The 24,787-nt window shown below is 69.5% G+C and carries 26 protein-coding genes, 1 tRNA gene and 1 other RNA gene; 13 read left to right on the forward strand and 15 right to left on the reverse strand.

Annotated elements, in window-relative coordinates:
* Window positions 1–57: 57 nt before the first annotated feature.
* Window positions 58–132 (forward strand) — tRNA-Gln (locus J0A91_RS00770).
* 6 nt (window positions 133–138) lie between these two features.
* Here the strand turns inward: J0A91_RS00770 and J0A91_RS00775 are convergent.
* From J0A91_RS00775 to J0A91_RS00785, 3 genes are all read right to left on the reverse strand, one after another.
* Complete coding sequence (locus tag J0A91_RS00775) at window positions 139–453, reverse strand: type II toxin-antitoxin system RelE/ParE family toxin (protein WP_069203311.1); 315 nt, start codon at window positions 451–453, stop codon at window positions 139–141.
* A 6-nt stretch (window positions 454–459) separates the two neighbouring features.
* Entirely contained in the window at window positions 460–705 is a 246-nt protein-coding gene (locus J0A91_RS00780) for a ribbon-helix-helix domain-containing protein (RefSeq protein WP_069203312.1), read from the reverse strand.
* A gap of 76 nt (window positions 706–781) precedes the next feature.
* Complete coding sequence (locus tag J0A91_RS00785; RefSeq protein ID WP_069203313.1) at window positions 782–1,678, reverse strand: LysR family transcriptional regulator; 897 nt, start codon at window positions 1,676–1,678, stop codon at window positions 782–784.
* An 88-nt stretch (window positions 1,679–1,766) separates the two neighbouring features.
* Here J0A91_RS00785 and J0A91_RS00790 point away from each other — a divergent pair, with 88 nt between their 5' ends.
* On the forward strand, window positions 1,767–2,540 hold the full coding sequence (locus J0A91_RS00790; RefSeq protein ID WP_240502158.1) for an alpha/beta fold hydrolase: 774 nt from the start codon (window positions 1,767–1,769) through the stop codon (window positions 2,538–2,540).
* A gap of 94 nt (window positions 2,541–2,634) precedes the next feature.
* Here J0A91_RS00790 and J0A91_RS00795 read toward each other — a convergent pair whose 3' ends face one another.
* Window positions 2,635–3,582, reverse strand: coding sequence for a cation diffusion facilitator family transporter (locus J0A91_RS00795; protein WP_069203314.1), 948 nt, complete (start codon window positions 3,580–3,582; stop codon window positions 2,635–2,637).
* 135 nt (window positions 3,583–3,717) lie between these two features.
* Between J0A91_RS00795 and hrpB the strand changes: the two genes are divergently transcribed.
* Entirely contained in the window at window positions 3,718–6,321 is a 2,604-nt protein-coding gene (gene hrpB / locus J0A91_RS00800) for an ATP-dependent helicase HrpB (RefSeq protein WP_069203315.1), read from the forward strand.
* 155 nt (window positions 6,322–6,476) lie between these two features.
* Window positions 6,477–6,758: an ETC complex I subunit gene (locus J0A91_RS00805; RefSeq protein ID WP_069203316.1), complete on the forward strand. Its 282-nt coding sequence runs from the start codon at window positions 6,477–6,479 to the stop codon at window positions 6,756–6,758.
* Between the two features lie 200 nt (window positions 6,759–6,958).
* On the opposite strand, the gene mscL is transcribed toward J0A91_RS00805, so the two are convergent.
* The gene (mscL, locus tag J0A91_RS00810) at window positions 6,959–7,399 is read right to left on the reverse strand and encodes a large conductance mechanosensitive channel protein MscL (protein WP_069203317.1); all 441 of its coding nucleotides are present in this window, start codon (window positions 7,397–7,399) and stop codon (window positions 6,959–6,961) included.
* Window positions 7,400–7,482: 83 nt separating this feature from the next.
* Here mscL and J0A91_RS00815 point away from each other — a divergent pair, with 83 nt between their 5' ends.
* From J0A91_RS00815 to J0A91_RS00830, 4 genes are read left to right on the forward strand one after another with little or no spacing between them, the layout of a single operon-like run.
* The gene (locus J0A91_RS00815; protein WP_069203318.1) at window positions 7,483–8,061 is read left to right on the forward strand and encodes a LemA family protein; all 579 of its coding nucleotides are present in this window, start codon (window positions 7,483–7,485) and stop codon (window positions 8,059–8,061) included.
* A 5-nt stretch (window positions 8,062–8,066) separates the two neighbouring features.
* Window positions 8,067–8,930 (forward strand): TPM domain-containing protein, encoded by an 864-nt coding sequence (locus tag J0A91_RS00820; protein ID WP_069203319.1) that lies wholly within the window; start codon window positions 8,067–8,069, stop codon window positions 8,928–8,930.
* Window positions 8,930–9,595: a TPM domain-containing protein gene (locus J0A91_RS00825; RefSeq protein WP_069203320.1), complete on the forward strand. Its 666-nt coding sequence runs from the start codon at window positions 8,930–8,932 to the stop codon at window positions 9,593–9,595. Before J0A91_RS00820 ends, J0A91_RS00825 begins: the two co-directional genes overlap by 1 nt.
* Window positions 9,592–10,107, forward strand: a complete 516-nt coding sequence (locus J0A91_RS00830; protein ID WP_240502159.1) for an NUDIX hydrolase — start codon at window positions 9,592–9,594, stop codon at window positions 10,105–10,107. The genes J0A91_RS00825 and J0A91_RS00830 overlap by 4 nt, the downstream gene beginning before the upstream one ends.
* Window positions 10,108–10,255: 148 nt before the next feature.
* Here J0A91_RS00830 and J0A91_RS00835 read toward each other — a convergent pair whose 3' ends face one another.
* The gene (locus tag J0A91_RS00835) at window positions 10,256–10,687 is read right to left on the reverse strand and encodes an RrF2 family transcriptional regulator (RefSeq protein WP_069203322.1); all 432 of its coding nucleotides are present in this window, start codon (window positions 10,685–10,687) and stop codon (window positions 10,256–10,258) included.
* Window positions 10,688–10,729: 42 nt separating this feature from the next.
* On the opposite strand from J0A91_RS00835, the gene ssrA reads away from it, so the two are divergent.
* Window positions 10,730–11,077, forward strand: a transfer-messenger RNA (tmRNA) gene (gene ssrA, locus J0A91_RS00840).
* A 149-nt stretch (window positions 11,078–11,226) separates the two neighbouring features.
* Here the strand turns inward: ssrA and J0A91_RS00845 are convergent.
* From J0A91_RS00845 to J0A91_RS00870, 6 genes are all read right to left on the reverse strand, one after another.
* Window positions 11,227–11,712 (reverse strand): hemerythrin domain-containing protein, encoded by a 486-nt coding sequence (locus tag J0A91_RS00845; RefSeq protein WP_069203323.1) that lies wholly within the window; start codon window positions 11,710–11,712, stop codon window positions 11,227–11,229.
* A 69-nt stretch (window positions 11,713–11,781) separates the two neighbouring features.
* Complete coding sequence (locus J0A91_RS00850; RefSeq protein WP_240502160.1) at window positions 11,782–12,165, reverse strand: hypothetical protein; 384 nt, start codon at window positions 12,163–12,165, stop codon at window positions 11,782–11,784.
* Window positions 12,166–12,275: 110 nt separating this feature from the next.
* The gene (locus J0A91_RS00855) at window positions 12,276–15,674 is read right to left on the reverse strand and encodes a chromosome segregation SMC family protein (protein ID WP_069203325.1); all 3,399 of its coding nucleotides are present in this window, start codon (window positions 15,672–15,674) and stop codon (window positions 12,276–12,278) included.
* Window positions 15,675–15,698: 24 nt separating this feature from the next.
* On the reverse strand, window positions 15,699–16,445 hold the full coding sequence (locus tag J0A91_RS00860; protein WP_069203326.1) for a DsbA family protein: 747 nt from the start codon (window positions 16,443–16,445) through the stop codon (window positions 15,699–15,701).
* Between the two features lie 29 nt (window positions 16,446–16,474).
* The gene (locus J0A91_RS00865) at window positions 16,475–17,149 is read right to left on the reverse strand and encodes a thioredoxin domain-containing protein (protein WP_069203327.1); all 675 of its coding nucleotides are present in this window, start codon (window positions 17,147–17,149) and stop codon (window positions 16,475–16,477) included.
* Window positions 17,146–17,688, reverse strand: coding sequence for a DUF721 domain-containing protein (locus J0A91_RS00870; protein ID WP_069203328.1), 543 nt, complete (start codon window positions 17,686–17,688; stop codon window positions 17,146–17,148). Before J0A91_RS00870 ends, J0A91_RS00865 begins: the two co-directional genes overlap by 4 nt.
* A gap of 41 nt (window positions 17,689–17,729) precedes the next feature.
* Here J0A91_RS00870 and J0A91_RS00875 point away from each other — a divergent pair, with 41 nt between their 5' ends.
* The 3 genes from J0A91_RS00875 to nudC are packed head-to-tail and all read left to right on the forward strand — an operon-like array spanning window position 17,730 to window position 20,946.
* The gene (locus tag J0A91_RS00875; protein WP_069206906.1) at window positions 17,730–18,755 is read left to right on the forward strand and encodes an A/G-specific adenine glycosylase; all 1,026 of its coding nucleotides are present in this window, start codon (window positions 17,730–17,732) and stop codon (window positions 18,753–18,755) included.
* Complete coding sequence (locus J0A91_RS00880) at window positions 18,752–20,080, forward strand: serine hydrolase domain-containing protein (RefSeq protein ID WP_069203329.1); 1,329 nt, start codon at window positions 18,752–18,754, stop codon at window positions 20,078–20,080. The genes J0A91_RS00875 and J0A91_RS00880 overlap by 4 nt, the downstream gene beginning before the upstream one ends.
* On the forward strand, window positions 20,077–20,946 hold the full coding sequence (gene nudC, locus J0A91_RS00885) for an NAD(+) diphosphatase (RefSeq protein ID WP_069203330.1): 870 nt from the start codon (window positions 20,077–20,079) through the stop codon (window positions 20,944–20,946). The genes J0A91_RS00880 and nudC overlap by 4 nt, the downstream gene beginning before the upstream one ends.
* A 113-nt stretch (window positions 20,947–21,059) precedes the next feature.
* On the opposite strand, the gene J0A91_RS00890 is transcribed toward nudC, so the two are convergent.
* A complete protein-coding gene (locus J0A91_RS00890) occupies window positions 21,060–21,950 on the reverse strand; it encodes a prephenate dehydratase (protein ID WP_069203331.1) in 891 nt (296 codons plus the stop codon).
* 106 nt (window positions 21,951–22,056) lie between these two features.
* Between J0A91_RS00890 and J0A91_RS00895 the strand changes: the two genes are divergently transcribed.
* Window positions 22,057–22,722: a c-type cytochrome gene (locus tag J0A91_RS00895; protein WP_069203332.1), complete on the forward strand. Its 666-nt coding sequence runs from the start codon at window positions 22,057–22,059 to the stop codon at window positions 22,720–22,722.
* A gap of 211 nt (window positions 22,723–22,933) precedes the next feature.
* Here J0A91_RS00895 and J0A91_RS00900 read toward each other — a convergent pair whose 3' ends face one another.
* Window positions 22,934–23,818, reverse strand: a complete 885-nt coding sequence (locus J0A91_RS00900; protein WP_069203333.1) for an LOG family protein — start codon at window positions 23,816–23,818, stop codon at window positions 22,934–22,936.
* Between the two features lie 123 nt (window positions 23,819–23,941).
* The gene (locus J0A91_RS00905) at window positions 23,942–24,589 is read right to left on the reverse strand and encodes an extensin family protein (protein WP_069206907.1); all 648 of its coding nucleotides are present in this window, start codon (window positions 24,587–24,589) and stop codon (window positions 23,942–23,944) included.
* Window positions 24,590–24,787: the final 198 nt, after the last annotated feature.

The following is a 24,787-nucleotide window of genomic DNA, read 5'->3' on the forward strand; positions in this document are numbered from 1 at the left end:
TCACAAAAGGGTCTTTCCACCGGCGGATGCTGCGCCTAAAGGCCTGCGTTCGCGCGTTGGGGCGTCGCCAAGTGGTAAGGCAGCGGCTTTTGGTGCCGCCATTCGCAGGTTCGAATCCTGCCGCCCCAGCCAGCACGGTCACACCGGCATGTCATCGCGGAAGCGGTCGATCCGGTGCATGCGCTCGTGCAGGATCGTGACGATGCCGACCGCGCCGTCGGGCAGTACGCGCCAGTAGATGTAATGGTGTTCGTACCGGCAATAGAAGCCGTCCACGCCAAGCTCGCGCGGCACCGCGCGCCAGACCAGACGGCGGGCGGCGATGTCGTCAAAGCACGCGAAAAGGCCGCGGAGATACAGGTCGGCCTGGACGTCGCCCCATGTGTCCCGCGTATAGGTGTAGATGTCGTCGAGCCGCCTGTCCGCAGCCTCCTGAATACGCCATGCCGCCACGGCGGTTCAGCGCCGCGCGTTGCGCGCGATCACCGTCTCTGCGTCAAGCGCATGATAACCCGTGTCGGGCGCGGCGAATGCCGCCGCGAGTTCGGCCTTGAGGACAGTGAAGCGCTCCGCTTCCACGCGCGCCTTGTCGCGCCGAATCAGATCGCGGACATATTCGCTGACGTTTTCATAGGTGCCGGACTCGCCCACGCTGTCGGCGACGAAATCGCCGAGCGCACCGCTGACGCGGACATTGAGAGTCATCGGTTTCCGCACTGAGCGCCTCCACGATCCTCCGCAAGATACGGGATAGTGCGGACAGGGGCAACGCTTTGGACGTTCATTCCGCCACCACCGCATGCGCGCGCGCCTCCTCCGCGAAGTGGCGCAACGCGGTCGAGAGGTCGCCGCGCCGGTAGGCGATCGCCATGCGTGCGCTGCGGCGGATATCGGTGAGGTCGCGGTAGGTGACACCCTGCACCAGTGCCATCCGCATCGAGTTCGGCACCAGCGACACGCCGAGTTCGGCGGCGACGAAGGCGAGCACCGAGGCGATCTGCGGTGCGGACTGGCCGAGGATCGGCTCGAACCCGGCATCGCGACACGCGGCGATGGCGGCGTCGAACAAGGTCGGCCCGAGATCGCGCGGGGTGAGCACGAACGGCTCCCCCGCCAGCGCGGCGAGCGGCAGCGCGTCACCGGTCGCGGCAGGATGCGCGGCGGGCAGCGCGGCGACGAGCGGCTCGTCATCGAGCGCGTGGATGTGCAGCCCCTCAAGCTCTACCGACCCGGGCCGCAGGAACGCCGCGTCGAGCATGTCGTCGCGCAGCGCGGCGACGAGATCGAGCGAATTGCCCTCGCGCAGCGTCAGGTCGATCTCGGGGAAGCGGCGGCGGTAGCCGCGGATCACGGCGGGCACGATCGGGTTGAACGCGGCCGAGCCGGTGAAGCCGACGCGCAAAGCGCCGGTCTCGCCGCGCGCGGCGCGTTGCGCGGCGTGGATCGCGGCTTCGGCCTGGGCGGGCAACGTGCGCACGCCGGCGCGGAACGCTTCGCCGGCCTCGGTCAGTTCGGCGCGCTGCGGTATGCGGTGGAACAGCCGCGCCCCGATTTCGTCTTCGAGATCGCGGATCTGCTGGCTGAGCGGCGGCTGGCCGATGCCGAGCCGGCGCGCGGCGCGGGTGAAATTGCCCTCCTCGGCCACCGCGAGGAAGTAGCGCACGTGCCGCAATTCCATGTCATCTCCAAAAGCTATCAAGATCGCCTGTTCGAGATATTAGACAGATGATCGCGACGAGACCAGATTGCCGGTCGGAGATTCGCGCATGTTTACCGATTTCGACGCTTTCGGCTTTGCCGCCACTGACGAGTATGACCCCGCCCCGCCGGCGGTGCGGCCGCTGATGCCGACCGTGTTCCTGCCCGGCCTGCTCTGCGACGCCGCGCTGTGGCGCCCGCAGATCGACGCGCTGGCGCGCCACGTCGCGCCGATGGTGGCCGATCTGACGCTCGACGACAGCATTCCGGCGATGGCGCGGCGCGTGCTGGCGGTGGCGCCGCCGCGCTTCGCGCTCGTCGCTTTGTCGATGGGGGGCTATGTCGCGCTCGAAATCCTGCGGCAGGCGCCCGGGCGCGTCTCGTCGGTGGCGCTGCTCGACACCAGCGCGCGCGCCGATTCGGCGGAGCGGGCGGCGCAGCGCCGGGCCGGGATGGCCTCGCTCGAACGCGGGCGGTTCGTCGGCATCACGCGGCAGTTGCTCGACCGGCTGGTCCACCCCGACAAGAGCGAGGGGCCGGTCGCCGACGCGCTCAAGGCGATGGCGCTGCGCGTCGGCGGGGCGGCGTTCCTGCGCCAGCAGCATGCGATCCTCGACCGGGTCGACATGCGCGCGGTCCTCCCCGGCGTGCGCGTGCCGACCTTGGTCGCGGTCGGCGACGGCGACCGGATCACCCCGCCGCACGAGGCCGCGGAGATCGCCGCGCTGATCCCCGGCGCGCACCTCCACACGTTCGACGCCTGTGGCCACCTGCCCGCGCTCGAACAGCCGGGCGAGACGGCGGCGCTGCTCAAATGGTGGCTGGCGCGCGATCCGGGCTGACGCGGCGAGCGCTACGTCAGACCCGTTCGTGCTGAGCCTGTCGAAGCACGCGCCCCGAGCGTTGCCGCGTGGGGCGAACGGGGTTGGTTGGGCTTCAGCAATCCACCGCACATTCGCTGGTTTCGACCTGTACCGTCGCGTGGCCGATGCCGAAGCGCGCGCGCAGCATCGCCTGGGTTTCCATTAGGAAGCCGTCGCCGGGGTGCCCGGCGGGCATCAGCAGGTGCGTGGTCAGCACGGTCTCGGTCGTGCTCATCGGCCAGATGTGGAGATCGTGGATGCGAGTCACGCCGGGCAGCGCCTGAAGCGCGGCGCCGACCGCGTCGTAATCGATCGCGCGCGGCACCGCCGCCAGTGACATCTCGACCGATTCGCGCAGCAGCCCCCACGTGTGCCAGATGATCAGCAACGCGATGACGATGCTGACCGCCGGATCGAGCCAGGTCATGCCGGTGAACAGGATGATCCCGCCGACGATCACCACCCCCGCCGACACCGCCGCATCGGCGGCCATGTGGAGGAACGCGCCGCGGATGTTGATGTCATGCTTGCGCCCGCGTGCGAACAGCAACGCGGTCGCCAGGTTGACGACGATGCCGACCGCCGCGACGATCGACACGGTCGCGCCGGCGACGGGCGCGGGCGCGGCGAGTCGCTGCGCCGCCTCGAGGATGATCGCGCCGAGCGCGACGAGCAGGAACAGCGCGTTGAGCAGCGCGGCGAGGATCGTCGAGCCCTTGAGGCCATAGGTGAAGCGCTTGGTCGCCGCGCGCCGCGCGAGCGTCGCGCCGCCCCAGGCGATGGCGAGGCCGAGCACGTCGGACAGGTTGTGTCCCGCATCGGCGAGCAAAGCGACCGAATGCGCGACGAAGCCGAACCCGGCCTCGACTCCGACGAACACGATGTTGAGCGCGATGCCGATCGCGAAGGCGCGGTCGAACGCGGCGGGCGCGTGGGCATGGCCGTGGCCGTGCCCGCCATGATCGTGACCGCCGTGGCTATGTCCGCCGTGATCGTGGGCGTGAGTGTGATGGCCGGCCAAGGGGGAAACTCCGCGTATCGGTTTCGCGTGCCGTAGCATCCCCGGCGCAGGTGATACTAGCACGCGCAGCATTCCCCTGCCGCGCGCGCGGGGAGAAGGGCTGGCGTTCTGCGCGTCGGCGCGTAGAACGCCGCCGTGGCCGATCCCGCCCTCCCCGTCCTTGCCGTTCTTCCGGACCTGCTCGCCGTTTTGCGTGGCGGTGCGAACGCGGTGCTGGTCGCGCCGCCGGGGGCTGGCAAGACCACGGCGGTCGCGCCTGCCGTGCTCGGCGAAGACTGGTGCAAAGGCGAAGTGCTGTTGCTGTCGCCGCGCCGGCTCGCCGCGCGCGCTGCTGCCGAGCGGATGGCGGCGCTGGCGGGGGAGCCGGTCGGGCGGACGTTCGGCTATGCGACGCGGATGGACAGCAAGCGCTCCGCCGCGACTCGGGTGACGGTGCTGACCGAGGGGATTTTCGTCAACCGAATCCAGGCCGATCCGGAACTCGCGGGCGTGTCGGCGGTGCTGTTCGACGAGGTGCATGAGCGCAGCCTCGACAGCGACTTCGGGCTGGCGCTGGCGCTCGACGCGCAAGGCGGGCTGCGGCCCGATCTGCGGCTGGTGGCGATGTCGGCGACGCTCGATGGCGGGCGGTTCTCGGCGTTGATGGCGGGCGCGCCGGTCATCGAAAGCGCCGGGCGCATGTTCCCGCTGACGCTGCGCCATCTGGGACGGGCAGCGGAGGCGCGGATCGAGGATTCGGTCGCCGCCGCCGTGCGGACCGCTTTGCGCGAGGAGGATGGCGGTATCCTCGCCTTCCTGCCCGGCGTCGGCGAGATCGAGCGCACTGCAGAACGGCTCGACGGGCTGGGCGACGGCATCGCGCTGCACCGGCTGCACGGCAACCTCGATCCCGGCGCACAGCGCGCCGCGATTCAGCCCGATCCGCAGGGGCGGCGCAAGATCGTGCTGGCGACCTCGATCGCCGAGACCAGCCTGACGCTCGACGGGATATCGGTGGTGGTCGATTCGGGGCTGGCGCGGCGGCCGCGCTATGACCGGGCGGCGGGGATGACCCGGCTCGTCACCGAACGCGCGAGCCAGGCGGCGGTGACTCAGCGCGCCGGGCGTGCCGCGCGCCAGCGGCCGGGCGTGGCGTATCGCTTATGGGAAGAGGCGGCGACGGCCGGGCTGCCGCGCTTCGACCCGCCCGAAATTCTGGAGGCCGATCTGTCGGCGTTGACGCTCGATTGCGCGTTGTGGGGGGTGAGCGATCCGCGCGCGCTGGCGTGGCTCGATCCGCCGCCCGAGGCCGCCGTCAGCGAGGCGCGCGCGCGGCTGACGACGCTGGAGGCGATCGACGGCGACGGGCGGCCGACCCCGCACGGCGCGGCGATCGCCAAGCTGCCGCTGCCACCCCGGCTCGGACATATGCTGGTGCGTGCCGGCGAGATCGGCCTCGGCGCGGTCGCGGCGGAGGTGGCGGTGCTGCTCGGCGAGCGCGGACTGGGCGGGAGCGACGCCGATCTGGAGATGCGGTTGCGGCGCTGGCGCGGTGAGCGCGGGATGCGGGCTGAGGGGGCAAGGCGGCTGGCGAAACGGTGGGCTTCGTTGCTCACGCCCCTCCCTGAAAGAGCATCAGGTGAACAGCGCCCCGCGCTGTTCAGGTCAGGCCGGGGGCCTGACCGACCTGACGCTGGGTTGGGGGTGGGTCGCCCGCGTGGGAACGCCGCGCCCGCCCCGAACCAACCCACCCCCGCCCCCTCCCTGCCAGGGAGGGGAGAAGAAGTGGCCATCGCCCTCGCCTTTCCCGATCGGATCGCGCGGCGGCGTGACGCCAGCGGGGAGACCTGGGCTTCGGTCGGCGGGCGGGGCTTCAAGCTCGACCCCGCCTCCTCGCTCGCGCGGGCGGAGTGGCTCGCGGTCGCCGAGACGCAGGGGATGGCGGCGGGTGCGCGAATCCTGTCGGCCGCGCCGATCGATCAGGCGAGCGTCGAGGCGCTGTTCGGCGACCGTATCGCCACGCATCGCACGGTGAGCTTCGATCCCGCCACGGGCGGGGTGCGCGCGACGCGCGAGCGGCGGCTCGGCGCGATCCGGCTGTCGAGCGGACCCGATGCCGACGCCGATCCGCAGGCGATCGCCGAGGCGTTGCTCGGCGGGGTGCTGGGCGGCGGGTTGCGGCTGTTGCCGTGGAGCGAAGCGGCGCAGGCGCTGCTCGCGCGCGTCGCGTTCCTGCGCGGCGAGGGCCGCCCGGTCGAGGCGATCGACGAGGCGGCGTTGCTGGCGCGTGCCGACGAGTGGCTGACGCCGCTGCTCGCGGGCAAGCGTCGGCTCGACGCGATCGACCCCGGTGCGCTCGCCGATGCGCTTCGCGGCGTGATCGGCTGGGACACGCTTCGGCTGCTCGATGCCGAGGCGCCGACGCATTTCCAGTCGCCCGCCGGCAGCAGCCATCCGATCGACTATGCCGCCGAGGGCGGGCCGCGAGTCGATCTGCGGCCGCAGGCGCTGTTCGGGTTGGCCGCACATCCGATGATCGCGGGCGGGCGCGTGCCGCTGGTGCTGAGCCTCACCTCGCCCGCCGGCCGCCCGATCCAGACGACTCGCGATCTGCCCGGTTTCTGGGCGGGAAGCTGGGCCGATGTGGCGCGCGAGATGCGTGGCCGCTATCCGCGCCACCCCTGGCCCGACGATCCGGCGGCGGCGAATCCCACCACGCGCACGAAAAACGCGGATGCAAGGGCGCGCGGGGCGCGTTAAGGGGGGGGATATGTTTGCGAAATGCGCGGAAGAGCGCATTTCGGCAGACGGTGCCGGCCCGCTCCCCCACCCGGCCGCCCACGAGCGTACCCTGATGGGTGGCCGGGTGGGGGAGCGGGCCGGCACCGCGAGACAAAGAGGGAATCCGAGACGTCATGGCCATTGCCCGTATCTACCAGCGCCCGAAGAACGCGATGCAGTCGGGCCGTGCCCGCACCCAGGAGTGGGTGCTCGATTTCGCGCCCGCCGAGGCCAAGCGCGCCGACCCGCTGACCGGCTGGGCCGGATCGGGCGACACGCAGGAGCAGCTTCGCATCGGCTTCCCGACTCAGGAGGCCGCGGTCGCCTATGCCGAGCGCGAGGGGCTGGCCTATACCGTCCTGGCCGCGCCGGTGCGCAAGCTCAAGCTGCAGGCCTATGCGGATAATTTCCGGTAAGGGTGCCTTCGTTCCTGCGGTGTGGCGAGTGTAGCCGGACGGCCGATACACCCTCGGGCCTGCCCGGTTTATCGCACCGCCCCCTACCCCGTTCGCACTGAGCTGTGTCGAAGTGCGTGCCACAAGCGCTGCGTTTGGGGCACGTCCTTCGACTTCGCTCAGGACGAACGGATTGCGTTATCGAACCGTCGCGGCGGCCATCACACCGTCGGGCGCTTCTTCAGTTCATCGCGAATCTCGCGCAGCAGCGCGATGTCGGCGGGTTCCGGGGGTGCTTCGGCGGCGGGTTCCTGGGGCTTGTCCATCAGCTTGTGGACGCTGCGCACCAGCAGGAAGATGATGAACGCGAGGATCACGAAATTGACCGCCGCGGTGATGAACGCGCCGTAGCCGAACACCGCGACGCCGGCCTTCTTCAGCGCGGCATAGTCGCTCGATCCGGCGAGTTCAGCGGGCACCTTGCCGAGAATCAGGAAGTGGCTGGAAAAATCGAGACCGCCGGTGATCTTGCCGATCACGGGCATGATGATGTCATCGGTCAGCGACGACACGATCTTGCCGAACGCCGCGCCGATGATGACCGCGACCGCCAGATCGAGCACGTTGCCGCGCGCGATGAATGCCTTGAACTCCTTGAACACGCAGATCCTCCAACCGATTTCGCTTCCGCGCGGCCATGCTATCCGGGTAAGACGGCCACGCCAAGTTGAAGGAGCCGCCTCGCATGACCTTTCGTGCCATTCTCACGCTCGCCGCCGCCGCGATGCTGTCCGCCTGCGGATTGAACAGCGTGCCGACCGCCGAGGAGAACGCCAAGGCGAAATGGGGCGAGGTGCAGAACCAGTATCAGCGCCGCTCCGATCTGATCCCCAATCTCGTCGCCACGGTGAAGGCGGCGGGCGCGCAGGAGAAGGCGATCCTCGTCGAAGTGACGCAGGCGCGCGCCGCCGCGAACACTGTCAAGGTTTCGGGCGATGACCTGAAAGACCCGGCCAAGGTCCAGCAGTTCGCGCAGGTTCAGGGTGCGCTCGGCCTGTCGTTGCAGCGCTTGCAGGAGGCGTATCCCGAGCTGAAATCGCAGGGCAATTACGCGACGCTGATGGATCAGCTGGAGGGCACCGAGAACCGCATCACCAATGCGCGGCGCGACTACAATACCGCGGTGCAATCGTACAACGTGACGATCCGCACCTTCCCCGATGCGATCGGCGCGAAGATCTTCTACGGGGCCAAGCCGATGGTGCCGTTCCAGGCGACCACGCCGGGCGCGGAGACCGCGCCGAAGGTCGATTTCGGTAGTTGAGGGTGATGCCGCTGCTGCGGTTCCTGCTTCTGCTCCTCGCCGGCCTGCTGATCGGCACGCCGGCGGGGGCGCAGACCTATCCCAAGTTCACCGGCCTCGTCGTCGATGCGGCGAACGTTCTGCCGGCGGCGACCCGCGCCGATCTCGAAGCCAAGCTGGAGGCGCTCCAGAAGGACACGCACCGCCAACTCGTCGTCGCGACGATCCCCGATCTGCAAGGCTATAGCCTTGAGGATTACGGCATCGGGCTGCTGCGCACCTGGGGGCCGGGCCTCAAGGACGTCAACAACGGCGCGATCCTGTTCATCGCGCCCAACGAACCCGCCGGCCATCGCGGGCCGCGCATCGAGGTCGGCTATGGGCTTGAGCCGATCCTGACCGATGCGTTCTCAGGCGTGACGATCCGCGAGCAGATGATGCCCAAGCTGCGCGCGGGCGACGTACCCGGCGCGATGGAGGCGGGCACCGACGCGCTGATCGCGCAACTGCGCGCCTCGCCCGACGAGGCCAAGGCGCAGACCGATGCCGCGATCAAGGACTTCGACAAGACGCACCAGCGCCAGGGTTCGGGCAGCGGCGGCGGCATTCCGTTCGGATTGATCTTCTGGGGATTCATCATCCTGTTCGTCGCGCTGTCGTGGTTCCGGCGCGCGAGCGGCAACCGCTATGTCGGGCAAAGCGGCGGCAGTTCGTGGCCGGTGATCCTGTGGGGTATCGGCAGCGAGATCGGCCGGGGGTCTTCGGGCGGTAGTTGGAGCAGCGGCGATTCCGGTAGCTCCGGCGGCAGCAGCGGTGGCTGGGGTGATGGCGGGTTCAGCGGCGGTGGCGGCGGATCTGGTGGAGGCGGCGGCGCCTCGGGGGATTGGTGATGGCACGATTCGCGCTCACACCCGCCGACCGCGACCGCGTGACGGCGGCGGTCGCCGACGCGGAACGCGGCACCGATGGCGAGATCGTCACGATCGTGGCGGCGCAGTCGGACAGCTATCATGACGTGCCGCTCCAGTTCGGCGTGCTGGCGGCGCTGCTCGTCACCGCGCTGGCGGCGCTCGACGCGCGCTGGCTGGAGATCGGGCTGGACCCGTGGGGCGAGGCCGATCTCGGCCATGTCCTGCTCGTGCTGCTCATCGCGCAGACGGCGGTGTTTCTTGGCGTGCGCTATCTGGTCGGCTGGGCGCCGGTCCGGTTCGCGCTCACCCCGCGCGCGACCAAGCGGCGGCGGGTGCGGCGGCGCGCGCTGCAACATTTCCATGTCGGCGCCGAGAACCGCACGCAGGCCAAGGTCGGCATATTGCTCTACCTCTCGACACGCGAGCGGATGGCCGAGATCATCGCCGACGAGGCGATCCACCGCGCGGTGCCGGCCGAGCGCTGGGGCGATGCGATGGCGGCGCTGGTCGCCGAGGTGCGCGAAGGCCGCGCCGGAGATGGCATGGCGGCGGCGGTCACGGCGATCGGCGCGATTTTGGCCGAGACTTTTCCCAAGACGGAAAATGACGTGAACGAACTTCCCGACCGGCTGATCGAATTGTGACCAAGGCCGTCGAAACCGTCTGGCAGGGCAAGTTCATCACCGTCCGCAAACAGGGCACGTGGGAATATGTCGGCCGCGCGCGGGGCATCCAGGCGGCGGTGATCCTCGCGGTCGAGGCGGGCGAGGTGCTGCTGGTCGAGCAATATCGCGTGCCGCTCGGGCGCAATTGCATCGAGCTTCCCGCCGGCCTGGTCGGCGACGAGACCGAGGGGGAGGCGGTCGCCACCTCCGCGGCGCGCGAGCTTGAGGAGGAAACCGGCTACCGCCCGGCGAAGATCGACGTGATCGGCGAGTTCTGCTCGTCGCCGGGGATGGTCTCGGAGAGTTTCACGCTGGTTCGCGCGACCGGGCTGACCAAGGTGAGCGACGGCGGCGGGGTGCCGGGCGAGAACATCACCGTCCACCGCGTCGCGCTGGCGACGCTGCCCGAGTTCATCGCCGCCAAGCGCGCCGAGGGGCTGGCGGTGGATGTGAAATTGCTGCTGTTGCTGGGCGCTTCGATTCTGGGCTGATCCGCCCTGCCCCGTTGGTGCTGAGCGTGGTCGAAGCCTGTCCTGAGCGGCTGGCTTGCCGGCGAGCCGAAGGGGGCGTGCCCGGAACACGTGCTTCGACAGGCTCAGCACGAACGGGACGTGGTGGCGCTCGGGACGAACGGCGTGCTTACGCCGCCGCCAGCACCTTCGTCGTCGTATCCGCAAGGCTGGTGCCGTCGAGGATGCGCGCGGTTTCGTCGCGGACGCGGAGCATCGCGTGGCGGATCGCGCAGGCCGCCTCGTCCTTGCAATCGGTGCAGGAGCGGTAGGCGGTTCGGCTAACGCAGGGCACCAAAGCGAGCGGCCCTTCGATCACACGGATGATCTCGCCGAGCGAGATCAGGTGCGTCGGGCGCGCGAGCAGATAGCCGCCCATCTTGCCGCGGTGGCTGTGCAGGAACCCGGCCTCGCGCAGATCCGCGAGGATCAGTTCGAGGAATTTGCGCGGCACGTTCGCCTCGGCCGCGATGCGGTTCATCGGAATGGGCGGGCTGCCGGCGGGGGCTTCAGCAAGGAAGATCATCGCGCGGAGCGCGTATCGGGAACGCTGCGTCAACATAGTATAGCCGCTATGGACCGATAATGTGGCGAGCGAAAGGCGCCCCTTTGCATTCATTTGCGCCCGCCCTATATAGACCGCGTAGGCCGGTTCGTCCGGTGACTATGGCGATAAAGTGCGGCGTGAAATAGATGCAGCGGACCCGGGGGCAGTACCCGGCGACTCCACCACAGCCTGTCTTTCAGGCGGGCTTTGATGGGGTCGAACTAGGATCGACGTGTATTGAAAGGCGCTGTTTTTGCCCGGGCTGAGTAACCCGTTCAAGGCTCAAAACCACAAGTGCTAACGATAACGAAGCACTCGCGATTGCCGCGTAACTGAAAGCCTAACGGCTTAGGTTACGACGCATAAACGCGGTTCGGGCCGCACCGGGCAACAGAAGCGGACACCGGCGGTACGGGGAGCACCGAGCAACAGAAGCTCCCCACTTTCTTCTTGAGATGGCCGGATCGGTAGCGCCAAAATCCGTTCGTGCTGAGCGAAGTCGAAGCACGTGCGTGATGCACGCGGCCTTCGACCTCGCTCAGGCCGAACGGAGGCTATTCGCGCTCGTCGCTGCTCGGCGGATTGGCCTTGGCTTCGGCGCTCTCCAGCGGTTTGCGCTCTTCGTAGATTTCCGCGAGCTTCGCTTCGGTTTCGTCTGAGAGTTCCTCGGCGGCGGCGGGGAACATCTCTTCTTCTTCCTCGGTGATGTGATGCTCGTAGCGGCGGCGCATGTGGAAGAATTTCTCGCTCCACGCGTCCGAACCGAAATCGAGATCGTGCATCTCGCCGAGCAGATCGTCGACTTCCTTGTGTTCGGAGACCGAGTGGCGCGCATCGTCGCGCAGTTCGGGATCGCCGAGCATCGTCGCGTAGAGCGATTCCTCCTCGGCGGCGGCATGGCCCTGCAGCTCGATGCGGAACGCTTCGAACAGCGACTGGCGCTCGCTGGACGCGCCGGTCAGGTCGGCGAGCTGCTTGAGCATGTCGCGCTGCTTGTCGTGATCGCGCTTGAGGTCTTTGTAGATCTGCGCCGTCGCCATTGGGTTTCTCCTGCCGCTTCGGCACGATCAACCATCGGAACGACGAGACGGTTCAATCCGCGACGCGATTCAGCAATAGCGGCCCTCAGCGACGGCCCGCGCGCCGCCCCACAACAGATGCTCCAGCGTCACGTCCTGCTTGCTGCCGCACAGGCGCACGGGCCTGCCGCGATCACATTCCACCCGCGCGGTGATCCGAATCCAGCGATCGACCCCCACCGCCGACCAGATCAGCGCGTCGACCGAGAAGCCGGTCCTGTCGCGGATCGCGCGGGCGCGCAGCCGCTCCATCTCGGCCCGCGAATCGGGATCGTAGAGGTCCACCGCCATCTCGCGATCCACCGGCGAGCCGCGTGGCAGATCGAACAGGTCGTAGACGCCGTCGCTCCAGAGCAGCCGCTCGGTCGCGAGATCGCATTGCCACGCCCCGACCCGGGTCGCCGAAATCGGCATGGCCCGGCCTGAACACGATATCGGGACGTGGGACATGGCGCCTTTTCCTTTGATCGAGAACGACCGTCCCGCGCGCCGTAACACAGGACGGGTTAACTCTGCGTAATCCGCTATGCCGCGAGCAATCCCGCCGCGCCGCCGAGATCGACCGAGACCAGCCGGCTCACCCCCTGTTCGATCATCGTCACGCCGAACAGCCGGTGCATCCGGCTCATCGTCACGGCATTGTGCGTGACGATCAGGTAGCGCGTCAGCGTCTCGCGGCTCATCGCGTCGAGCAGATCGCAGAAGCGTTCGATATTGGCGTCGTCGAGCGGCGCATCGACCTCGTCGAGCACGCAGATCGGCGCGGGGTTGGTGAGGAACAGCCCGAAGATCAGCGCGACGGCGGTCAGCGCCTGCTCGCCGCCCGACAGCAAGGTGAGCGATTGCAGCTTCTTGCCCGGCGGCTGCGCCATGATTTCGAGCCCCGCTTCGAGCGGATCGTCCGAATCGACCAGTTCGAGATGCGCCTGCCCGCCGTTGAAGAGCGTCGTGAACAGCCGCCGGAAATGCGTATCGACCGCCTCGAACGCGGCGAGCAGCCGCTGGCGGCCCTCGCGGTTGAGCGTGCCGATCGAGCCGCGCAGCCGATTAACCGCGATACCCAGTTCCTCGCGCTCGGCGGCATTGCCCGCGCTTGACGCCTCCAGTTCGGCGAGTTCGGTTTCGGCGACGAGGTTGACCGGGCCGATCCGCTCGCGATCGACGTTCAGCTTATCGTGGTTCGCGGATTCCTCGGGCGGCGCGCGCACCGTGTCGCCGTCGAAGCCGACGCGTTCGGGGAGCAGCACCGACGGGCATTGGAAACGCTCGCCCGACAGGCGGTTCATCTCGACCCGGCGCGCTTCGTGGTTCTCGGCGCGCGCGGCGGCGCCGGCGCGGGCTTCGCGCGCCTCGGCGAGTGCCTCGGCTGCGGCGTTGGCGCGCGCCTCGGCTTCGCGCAAAGCGCTGTCGGCGGCGCGCTCGGCTTGCGCGGCGGTGTCGGCGGCGGCGCGGGCTTCGGCGTGCGCGGCCTCGCGCGCGGCGATCTCGGCGGCGAGGGCTGTGGGGCGATCGGCGAGCGTGGCGGCTTCGGTGGCGAGATCGAGCGCGCGCTTGTCCATTTCGGCGATCCGCTTGGCAGCCTCGCCCGCGCGCGCGCGCCAGCCCTTCGCCTCGGCGGTGCCGGCGGCGAGCCGTTCGCGCGCGTCACCGATCGCGCGGTCGAGCCCGGTGCGCTCGGCGCGAACCGTGGCGATGGCGGTGCGCTTGGCGTCGGCATCGGCGGAGAAGCCGGCGACACGCGCGCGGGTTTCACTGCCGTCGGGGAGCGCGGCGCGGGCGGCGGCGGTGCGATCGGCCTCGGCGCGCGATTCGGCATGTTCGCCGCGCACGCGCTCGGCGCGGGTGGCGAGATCGGCGCGCTGCGCTTCGAGGCGTTCGAGCGCGGTGGCGGCGCGGTCCTCGGCGCGGCCCGCTTCGCGCGCGGTCGCGTCCGATGAATCGAGCAGGCGGCGCGCGTCGGCGGCGGCGCGGCGCGCCTCGCCGATCGCAGCGTCGATTCGGCGCAGTTCGGCATCGGCGGTTTCGACCGCGCGGACCAGTTCGGGACGCAGATCCTCGATCGCGCGGAGGCGGTTGAGCCGTTCGAGCCGCTCGGCCGCCGCCGCGCCGCCGCTGCGCGCGACATAACCGTCCCAACGGCGCAGCGCGCCGCCGAGCGTGACGAGACGCTGGCCGACCGCGAGCGGGACGCCATCATCGGCTTGCGCGACGAAGATCTGCGCGAGGCGCCGTGCGAGCGCTTCGGGCGCGGCGACATGCGCGGCGAGCGGAGCGGTGCCGGGCGGCGTGGCGGGATCGCCGGGCTGAACCCCTGCCCCCGCCCAATGCCGCTCCGCCGCCGGATCGAGCCCGGCTTCGAGATCGTCGCCGAGTGCTGCGGCGAGCGCGCGTTCGTAGCCGGGATCGGGGCGGACCCGGTCGAGCAGCCGGTCGCGGCCATCACGCCTGGTCGCCTTGGTGAGCGCCGCCGCCTCGCTGTCGAGCGCTGCCAGTTCGGCGTGCGCGGCGGAGCGCTGCGACTGGGCGTGGTCGCGCCCGCCGATCGCGGCGCGTTCGGCGGCGTCGGCGCCGGCGAGCGCGGCCCGGGCCGCCTCGGCATGGCGAAGCGCCTGCGCGCGTGCCTCCCCCGCCCGCGTGCGCTCGGCGAGCAGCGGCGCTGAGTCGGCGAGCGCGGCGGCTTCCGCCGTCACACGGGCGAGATCGCGCGCGGCGCGATCGAGCCGGGCACGCGCCGCCGACAAAGCGGCATCGGCGACGCGGACATCGGCGATCTCGCTCGCCTGTGCGGCGAGCGCCTGCGCGAGCGCGACCTCGGCATCGCGCCCGGCGCGTTCGGCCTCGGCGACGGCGGTGTCGAGTTCGGGCAGCCGCGCGGTCGCCGCCGCGAGCCGCGCTTCGAGGGCCTTGGCCTCCCCGGCGAGCCGGGCGATCGCCTCGGCGGCGTCGCTGGCGAGCGCGCCTTCGCGGGCGCGGTCGGCGGCGAGGCGAGTCTTGCTGTCCTCAAGCTCCTTGATCCGGCGCAGCACGGCGGCGTGATCGGCACGAAGCCCGGCGAGCGCGTGGCCGGCCTCGGTTGCCGCGTCGCGCGCCGCCTGCGCGGTGGCACGGGCCTGCGCGACGGTGTCGGTCGCCTGCGTGCTGTAGGCGGCGGCGGCGCGCTGCGCCTCGGCGGCGACGGCAACGCGCGCTTCGCATGCGGTGGCCTCGGCCTTGGCGGCGTCCGATGCGGCCTGCGCCTCGCGCCAACGTGCGAAGATCGTCCGCGCCTCGGCGACGCGGATCTGGTCGGACAGCGCGCGGTAGCGTTCGGCCTGGCGCGCTTGCCGGCGCAACGCGGCGGCGCGCGCATCCTGATCGGAGATCAACTCGTCGAGCTTGGCGAGATTGGCTTCGGTCGCGCGCAGCCGCGCCTCGGCGTCGCGTCGCCTGACGTGAAGCCCGGCGATGCCAGCGGCTTCCTCCAGCATGGCGCGGCGCTCGGCGGGCTTGGCGGCGATCACCGCGCTGATCCGGCCCTGGCTGACGAGCGCCGGCGAATGCGCGCCGGTGGCGGCATCGGCGAACAGCAGCGACACGTCCTTGGCGCGCACGTCGCGCCCGTCGATCCGATAGGCGGAGCCGGCGCCGCGCTCGATGCGGCGGACGATCTCGGTCTCGGTCCCGTCGATCTCGGTGAGCATCGCGACTTCGGCGAAGTCGCGCGCCGGGCGGGTGGAGGTGCCCGCGAAGATCACGTCCTCCATGCCGGCGCCGCGCAGCGAGCGCGCCGACGTTTCGCCCATCGTCCAGCGCAGCGCTTCGAGCAGGTTCGATTTGCCGCAGCCGTTGGGGCCGACGATGCCGGTCAGGCCGGGTTCGATGCGCAGATCGGCTGGATCGACGAAGCTCTTGAAGCCCGACAATCGCAGCCGTTTGATCTGCACGCTTAAGCCCCCCGGCCCCGTGCGTTACAGCGCGCCAGCGGCCTTCAGCGCGGGTTCGAGTTGCTCATACGCCGCCGCATTGGGCACGACCTTGCCGTTGACGATGAAGGTCGGCGTGCCGGTGATGTTGTACTTCTGGTTGGCGGCGTCGGTCTGCTTGGCGATCGCCTCAAGCGCCTTGCTGTCGGCAAGGCATGCCTGCGCCTTGGCCTCGGGCACGCCGCGCTGCTTCACGAAATCGACATAGCCGTAGAATTTGGCGAGATAGGCGATGACCTGCGCGGGCGTCGCGGTGTTGAGCTTGGCCTGTTCGTCGGCGGGGATCTGGTCCTTGCGGTAGATCAGCGATTCCTGATTGGCGAACATCTGGTCGAGCATCGGGAAGAACTGCGCCGGCTCGACGCACTGGCCGAGCAGGATCGGGCCGAGATCGAGCTGGTTGTGAACCGGGTAATCGTGGAATTCGTAGGAGAGCTTGCCCGCCGCGATCGGCCCGGCCTTCAATTTGGGCAGGCCCTCGGCATCGAACACGCCGCAATGCGGGCAGGTGCGCGAGCCATATTCGATCAGCTTCACCGGCGCATCGGGGTTGCCCATGCGGTAGCCGCCGTCCTCGGTCTTGGCGATGGTATCGACCCAGCTCTGACCGGCCGGGGCGGGCTTGGCCGCGACCGGGGCAGACGCCGCGCCAGTGCCGCCGGCATCGGCGGCGGGCTTGCAGGCGGCGAGGGTGATCGCCGCGACGATCGCGACCGACAAACGCATGGACATTTCTGTGTCAGCTCCTGGGAGAAAAAGGGTCAGTGGGCGCCGGCGGCACGCAACGCCGCTTCGAGATCGGGCCAGCTCTTGAACACATAAGGCTTGCCGTTGAGCACGAACGAGGGTGTGGACTGAATCGCCTTCCACGATGCGTCGCTCAGCGTCGCGATCGCGGCGATGCCGGCCTCGTCGGCGAAGCAGGCGTCGATCGCGGCGTCGCTCATGCCGCGCCCGCGCATCAGCGCGTCGAGCCCGGCGCCGGTGGCGATCTTCTTCAACTGCGCGCCGATCGGATAGCCCGCCAGCCGCGCGGCGTTGATCTGGTTATACTCGAACGCGCGCGGCAGCCATTCCTGCTGCTGCGCGAAGATCGCATCGGTCGCGCCCGAGAAGCCAGCCGGGGCGGCGCAGCGCGCGAGCTGCGCGGCGGCGAGATCGACACGATCCCGCACGGCGTTGCGCACTTCGATGCTGGTCGAGCCGGATTTCACGAACTTGCCCTTGAGCGTCGCCGATGACTCGACGCTGAACGCACCGCAATGCGGGCAGGTGTAGCTGAGATATTCGACCAGTCTGACCTTGGCCTTGGGGTTGCCGATCACATAGGCGCCGCTCGCGGTCTTGGTCGCCACCGTCGTCCAGTCCGGTGCGGCGAGCGCGGGAGACGCCGCCAGCCCGAGAATCACCAGCAGAACAGCCAGCCAACGCATCATTCCTCACCCTTCCCTACCGCCGGCGCACCGCGCGTCGCGGCGACGCCCGCCGCCAAGGCTTCCAGCACCGCCTTCAATTCCGGGTCCGCGATCGTGCGCAGGCTCGCGCCGAGCTCGACCGGCACGGGCTTAAGCGACGGCGGCGCTGCGCGTGGGCGCGGCGCGGGCACGTCACCCTGCCGGATCAGCACGCGCGCGACCGCTTCGTAGCCGAAGAAGCGATTGACGCGCTCGACGATCTCGGGCGCGATATGCTGCATCATCGTCGCATGCGCGCCGCGCACGACGAGGTTGAGCGTGCCGCCAGTGCGCTCGCCCATCGGAAATTTGATCGATTCGGGCGCGGACACGCCGGCATAGCGGCTGCCGACGATCTCGCCCCAGCGAGTCACCACCGCGCTTTGCACGAAGCCGAAACGCCGGAACGCCGTGCGCGTCGCATCGGGCAGCAGTTCGGACACCGCACGCGCGCCACCGCCGCGACGCGGCGCTGGTGCCGGCTCGGCGGGAGGGCGACGTTTGCTCATCGCGCAGTCCATGCCATAGCCGGGGCGTGCGCGCCAAGCTTACATCCAACATCATGGGCAACATCGCCCGGCCTTTGCTCGACTGGTACGACGCGCATGCCCGCGCGCTGCCGTGGCGCAGCCCGCCGGGGCGCCCGCGTGCCGACCCATACCGGGTGTGGCTGTCCGAGATCATGCTCCAGCAGACCACGGTCGCGGCGGTGCGGCCCAAGTTCGAAATGTTCGTCGCGCGCTGGCCGAGCGTGGCGGCGCTGGCGGCGGCGGACGAGGCCGAACTGATGGCGGCATGGGCGGGGCTTGGCTATTATGCACGCGCACGCAACCTGATCGCCTGCGCGCGCGTCGTCGCCGAGGCGGGCGCTTTTCCCGAGACCGAGGCGGGCCTGCGCGGCCTGCCCGGCGTGGGCGCCTATACCGCCGCCGCGATCGCCGCGATCGCGTTCGGGGAGCGCGCGGCGGTGGTCGACGCCAATGTCGCGCGGGTGGTGGCGCGGCTGTTCGCGATTTCGCAGCCGTTGCCGGGCGCGATGGAGACGATCCGCGCCGCGACCGACACGATCACCCCCGCCGACCGACCCGGCGATTTCGTGCAGGCGATGATGGATCTCGGCTCCGCGATCTGCACGCCCCGCAAGCCCGCCTGTCTCGCCTGTCCGCTCAACGCCGCGTGCACGGCATATGCGGCGGGCATGGCCGAGGCCTATCCGGTCAAACCCGCCAAGGCCGCCAAGCCGCAGCGCTACGGCACGATCTTCTGGCTGGAGGATGCGGGGCAAGTGCTGCTGGTGCGGCGCCCGCCCAAGGGTCTGCTCGGCGGGATGCGCGCGCTGCCGACGGGTCCGTGGGCCGCCGCGCCGCCGGTGCTGGAGGACGCGCCGGTGCGATCGAACTGGGAGATGCTGCCCGGCACCGTGGCGCATGTCTTCACCCACTTCCGCCTCGAACTCGCGCTTGCGGTCGGGCAGGCGCGCGGGCATGCGGTGGCCGGCGAATGGTGGCCTGCCGACGATCTCGAATCGGCCGGGCTGCCGACCGTCTTCGCCAAGGCGGCGGCTGAAATCAGAAGGGTGAGCGCATGATCCGACAGATCGCTTCCGGGGCCGCGCTGGCCGCATTGCTGGTGAGCGGCGCACTCGCCGGTCAGGCGCTGCCGGTCTCCCCATCCGCGCCCGCAACCGCGACCAATGCCAGCCCGCTGCCCAACACGCAGGCGCTGTTCGATTCCTACGTCCAGAGCGACAAGATGCCCGGCATCGTCGGCGCGTTTGGCGCGGGCGATCTGCCGACGGTGTTCGTCTCGGCGGGGCGGATCGACGACGCCACGACCGCCCCCGCCGCCGGCCCGGACAGCCTGTGGCGGATCTATTCGATGACCAAGCCGATCACCGCGCTCGCCGCGATGATGCTGATCGGACAGGGCAAGATCAAACTCGACCAGCCGGTGTCGGACTTCATCCCGGCGTTCAAGACCATGCGCGTGCAGATCAGCCCCGATTCGCTGGCGAGCAAACCCGCCGCCAGCCCGGTCACGGTGCGCGAACTGCTGACGCATACCGCTGGCCTGGGCTATACGATCGTGACGCGCGGGCCGCTGCTCGACGCCTATGAGAAGGCCGGCATCACCCCCTTCACCGCCGATGCCAAGAGCGAGGCGAAGATGCGGCTCACCCGGCCCAAAACGCTGGAAGAGTTCGCCAACAAGGTCGCGACCTTGCCGCTGATCGCCGAGCCGGGCACCAAATGGAGCTATTCGATCGGCCTCGACGTGATGGGCCGCGTGATCGAGGTGGCGAGCGGGATGCCGTTCGACCGTTTCCTGCAGACGCGCATCTTCACCCCGCTCGGCATGACATCGACCTATTTCACCGTGCCGGCGAGCGCGGCGAAGCGGCTGGCGACCGGGTATGTGTGGATCGGCGATGGGCGCATTCCGCTCGACCGGGGGGCAAGCTCGGTATTCCTCCAGCCGCCGAGCTTCCCCTATGGCGGCGCCGGGCTGGTGACGTCGGCGCGCGATTACGACCGCTTCACGCATCTGTTGCAGGACGGCGGCGCGCTGGACGGCGTGCGGCTGATCAAACCCGAGACGGCAGCGCTGATGATGTCCAACCTGCTGCCGCCGGGCGTGACCTATCGCGACGCCCCGGCCGGCTCGGGCGGAACGTCGGGCGGACCCGCGACGGTCGGCTTCGGTGCGGGCGGCTCGGTCAACCTCGTCGACGTGGCGGGCGGCGCACGCAAGGGCACCTATGCGTGGGGCGGCGCGGCGGGGACGATCTTCTGGGTCGATCCGGCGCGGCACATGCGCGGCACGGTGATGGTCAATTATTTGCCCAACGACAAATGGCCGATCCGCAGCGATGTCGCCAAGGCGCTTCGCGCCGATCTGGCGCGCTACCGGTGATCGCCCCCGGCTTCACCGGCGGGCTGCTCGATCGGTCCGACCTGCTGCGCCACGATCCCGAAGGTTTCGCCGCCGCCGCGCGCGATCCCGCGGCGCGGCTGCTCAGGCTCGACGGCTACGAGCCGGATGTGGATGGCGACGGCCGGCTGGTGTGGACCGGCATCGCGGACGCCCCCGACGACGCCGAACTGGTGCTGCTCGGGCTTGGCGACGGCGCGCCGCATTTCGCCGCCTTCTCGGCGACCGGCGCGGCGCCTGCCCGGCGATCGGCGCGGCTGATGGACTTGATCGGCCAGTTCGCGCCGGGCGAGGCGGCGACCTATGCGGCGGCGCGCAGCGTGCTCGACTGGCATGCCCGCCACCGCTTCTGCGCCAATTGCGGCGCGCCGACCGCGATGTTCCGCGCCGGCTGGGCACGCAAATGCCCCAATTGCCACGCCGAGCATTTCCCGCGCGTCGATCCGGTCGTCATCATGATCGCCGAACATGACGGGCGCGCCTTGCTCGGGCGCCAGCCGGCGTTTCCGCCGGGGCGCTATTCGGCGCTGGCGGGGTTCCTCGAACCCGGCGAGAGCATCGAGGAAGCGGTCGCGCGCGAAATCGCGGAGGAAGCCGGCGTGCGGGTGCGCGACGTGCGCTACATCGCCAGCCAGCCGTGGCCGTTCCCGTCCTCGCTGATGATCGCCTGCGTTGGCTATGCCGATGACGATCGCCTCACGATCGACACCAACGAGCTTGAGGACGCGATGTGGGTGTCGCGCGACGAGGTGCGCCGGGTGCTGGCGGGCGAGCCGGGCGCGTTCCTGCCGCCGCCGGCCTATGCGATCGCCAACACGCTGTTGCGGGCTTGGGCAGAGGACGCCTGAACCCTCCCCGTTCGTACCGAGCTAAGTCGAGGGATAGCCCGGAGCCCAGGTGTCTCGACTTCGCTCGACACGAACGGTTGGGAATGCCGTTCTCCGCTGTGGATGCGGCAGGCTTACCCCCGCGCCCGCGCCCTCGGATATGCCCCCAGCACGCGCATGGATTTCGAGTGGAAGCCGAGTTCCTCCAGCGCGCGATCGACGTTTTCGTCGCCGGGGCGGCCTTCGATGTCGCAATAAAACTCGGTGGCGGCGAAGGTGCCGCCCTGCTGGTAGCTTTCGAGCTTGGTCATGTTGACGCCGTTGGTCGCGAACCCGCCCATCGCCTTGTAGAGCGCGGCGGGGACGTTCTTCACCTTGAAGATCAGCGTCGTCATGAACGGCCCCTCGCCGACCGGCGGATGCCCCGCGCGCGCCAGCACGACGAAGCGGGTGGTGTTGTGATCGGCATCGGCGATGTCGCTCGCCAGCGTTTCCAGACCGTAGATCTTCGCCGCACCCGGCGGCGCGAGCGCGGCGGTGGCGGGATCACCGAGTTCGACCACCATCGCAGCGGCGCCGGCGGTGTCGGGATAGCTGACCGGCGCGATGCCGTGCTCGCGCAGCCAGTGGCGGCACTGGCCGAGCGCCTGCGGGTGGCTCATCGCATCGCGCACGCCGCTCACCGGCCCCAGCCCCATCAGCGCGTAGCGGATCGGCAGGAAATGCTCGCCGGTGATGGTCAGCCCCGATTCGGGGAGCAGGAAGTGAATGTCGGCGACGCGGCCGTGGAGCGAATTCTCGATCGGGATGATCGCGCAATCGGCGAGGCCGTCACGCACCGCGTCGATCGCGTCGGAGAAATCGAAACAGGGCAGCGGCAGACAGTCCGGGAACGCCTCCAGCGCGGCGATGTGCGAGTTTGCGCCGGGCGCGCCCTGAAACGCGACCGCACGGTGCGGGGCGGCGGCGGCTTGTTCGATCATGCGCGCGACGATCGGCCGCGCGGGTGCTGCGAAGTTTTCCATGATCGGCGAGGCCCTAACGATGGTGCCCTTCGCACACAAGCTTGGCTTGCCGTGGCGTGCCGGCGAATCTAAGGGTGGGATAATACCGGAGAGGGGCCACGCAACGATGGACAGCCGTACAAACACGATCGCGGGTTGGACGCTGGGCGCATGTGCCGCCGCTTTGGCGCTCACCATCGCGGGCACGACCTTGTTTTCCGCCGAAAAACCCGAGAAGGCCGGCTATCCGGTCGAGGGTGTTTCCACCGAGGCCAGTGGCGCCGCGGCCGAGGAGCCGATCGCCAACCTGCTCGCCAAGGCCGACGCCGCGCATGGTGCCGAGGTGTTCAAGAAATGCGCGGCCTGCCACACGGTCAACCAGGGCGGCGCCAACGGGATCGGCCCGAACCTGTGGGGCACGGTCGGCGAAGCCAAGGGCCAGGGCAAGGCGGGCTTCGCCTTCTCCGACGCGCTGAAAGGCAAGGGCGGCACCTGGGATTTCGATTCGCTCAACCAGTGGCTCGCCAGCCCGCGCAAATATGTGCCGGGCACCAAGATGACCTTCGCGGGGCTTTCGGCGGGCAAGGATCGCGCCGACGTGATCCTCTACCTCAACCAGCAGGGTTCGAACCTGCCGCTCCCCGCCCCGCAAGCCGGCGCGCCGACCGCGACCGACGCCAAGGCGCCGCCGGGAGCCGCCCCCGCCGCGCCTGGCGAGGAAGCCAAGCCGAGCGCCGAGGGCTTGTCCAACGTCGCCACGCCGGCGAACGTGGCGGCGCCGGCGGGGAAGTAACCCCTATCCGTTCGCCCCGAGCGAAGTCGAGGGGCTGCCCGGAGCGCAGGTGCCTCGACTTCGCTCGACACGAACGGTTGTGGGTTGAGCCGACGACGCTCCACAATGTTCGTCCTGAGCATGTCCAAGGACGTGCCGCCAGCGCTGAGCTCGGGACACGCCCTTCGACAGGCTCAGTGCGAACGGCTTGATGGGATCGCCCGGCGGCGGGTTACTCTGCCGGGAACACCGCCGGATCGGCGTCGCGGTAGAAGTCGCGGACCACGTCCCAGCCTTCCTGCGCGGTCTCGACGAACTTGAAGATGTTGAGATCGCGGCGCGAGACCACGCCTTCCTCGACGAGCGCGTCGAAATTGACGACACGCGTCCAGAAATCGCGGCCGTAGAGCAGCACCGGGATCGGCGAAATCTTGCCGGTCTGGATCAAGGTGAGCAGCTCGAACAGTTCGTCGAACGTGCCGAACCCACCGGGGAACGCCGCCAGCGCGCGCGCGTGGAGCAGGAAGTGCATCTTGCGCAGCGCGAAATAGTGGAACTGCATCGACAGCGACGGGGTGACATACGGATTGGGCGCCTGCTCGTGCGGCAGCACGATGTTGAGGCCGATCGATTCGTGCCCCGCCTCGGCCGCGCCGCGGTTGGCCGCTTCCATGATCGAGGGGCCGCCGCCCGAGCAGACGACGAAGTGGCGCTTGCCCTCGTCATCGTTGGGGAAGCGGCTGGCGAGGCCGGCGAGCTCACGCGCGACATCGTAATAATGCGATTTGGCGACCAGCCGCTCGGCGATCAGCCGGGCTTCGTCGCCCTGCGCGAGATCGAGCATCGCCTGCGCCTTGGCCGGCTCGGGGATTCGCGCTGAACCGTAGAACACGAAGGTCGAGGCGATATTGGCTTCCTCGAGGATCAGCTCGGGCTTGAGCAGCTCGAGCTGGAACCGCACCGGGCGCAGATCCTCGCGCAGCAGGAAATCCATGTCCTGAAAAGCGAGGCGATATGCGGGGGTTTTGGTTTGCGGGGTGCTGACGCCGGTCTTGGCTTTTTCGGCATCCTGGCGAGCGCGCGGAAAAACGCGCGACGGTACATGGGGATCACTCATTCGACGTTATGTAGGGTATTGTGGCGCGGGATTGAACCCCGGGGGAGGACGATCCTCTCACCGTTCGCAGCGCGGCGCTTGGGACACGTGCTTCGACTTCGCTCAGCACGAACGGGTTTGCGTTTACCGGCAGAAGCTCTTGTGATCGTCCTCCAGGTGGAGGTGATTGTGATGCACCGCGTTGTAATCGGGGCTGAGCACCGTGCCGAACCGCTTGCACGCCGAATCGTGGACCGTGCGCAGGAACGCGCGGACCCGTGGATCGGACGATTGCCAGCCGTTCAGCACGCTGATCCGCCGCCCGTCCTCCAGCACGAACGCGCCGATATCGACCGCGTTGGCGATCGCATGGCCCGACAGCATCGCGCGCGCCGTGCCGATCGTGTTGCGGCAGGCGTAGGTGCCCATGCTCTCGACCCGCACCAGATCGCTGCCGAGCATCTGGCGCGCCGCCGGCACCGCCGCATGGCGCACCCAGCCGGCGAAGCTGCGCGCGAGGCCGCAGCGCATCGCGGTCAAATTGGTGACGGGCACGCCAATGTCGATCAATTGCACCGCGCCGGCAACGCGACAGCCGCCGCCGTAATCGCGCTCCGCGAGCGGGCTGAACCGCACATCCTCGCGCGACAGATCGGTGTAGCACGCCTGAGTCTCGCGGCTGGTCGGGATCGCGAGCGTGATCGGCTGCGATCCGCGCGGGCGCGGTGGCGGCTTGCTGCTGCCGCACGCCGACAGCGCGAGGCACGCGAACACAAAGAGCCACCGCGCCACGCCACCGGCGCTTCGGCATTCACGTTTACGCATACTCGCCACACGCCGATCTTGCGGCACCGCGGATGGCGGAACAAGCCCGGCGTGGCGATTTGCGCCAAAGCGAACCGTGCGTCGGTTGACACCCGGCCAATCGCCGTTAGAGCCGGCGCCGGGCCACGCGGTCCCAACGCCGCGCGTGCTCTCTGTGAGGAGAGA

The sequence above is a fragment of the Sphingomonas panacis genome (assembly GCF_001717955.1).
Classification (GTDB): domain Bacteria; phylum Pseudomonadota; class Alphaproteobacteria; order Sphingomonadales; family Sphingomonadaceae; genus Sphingomonas; species Sphingomonas panacis.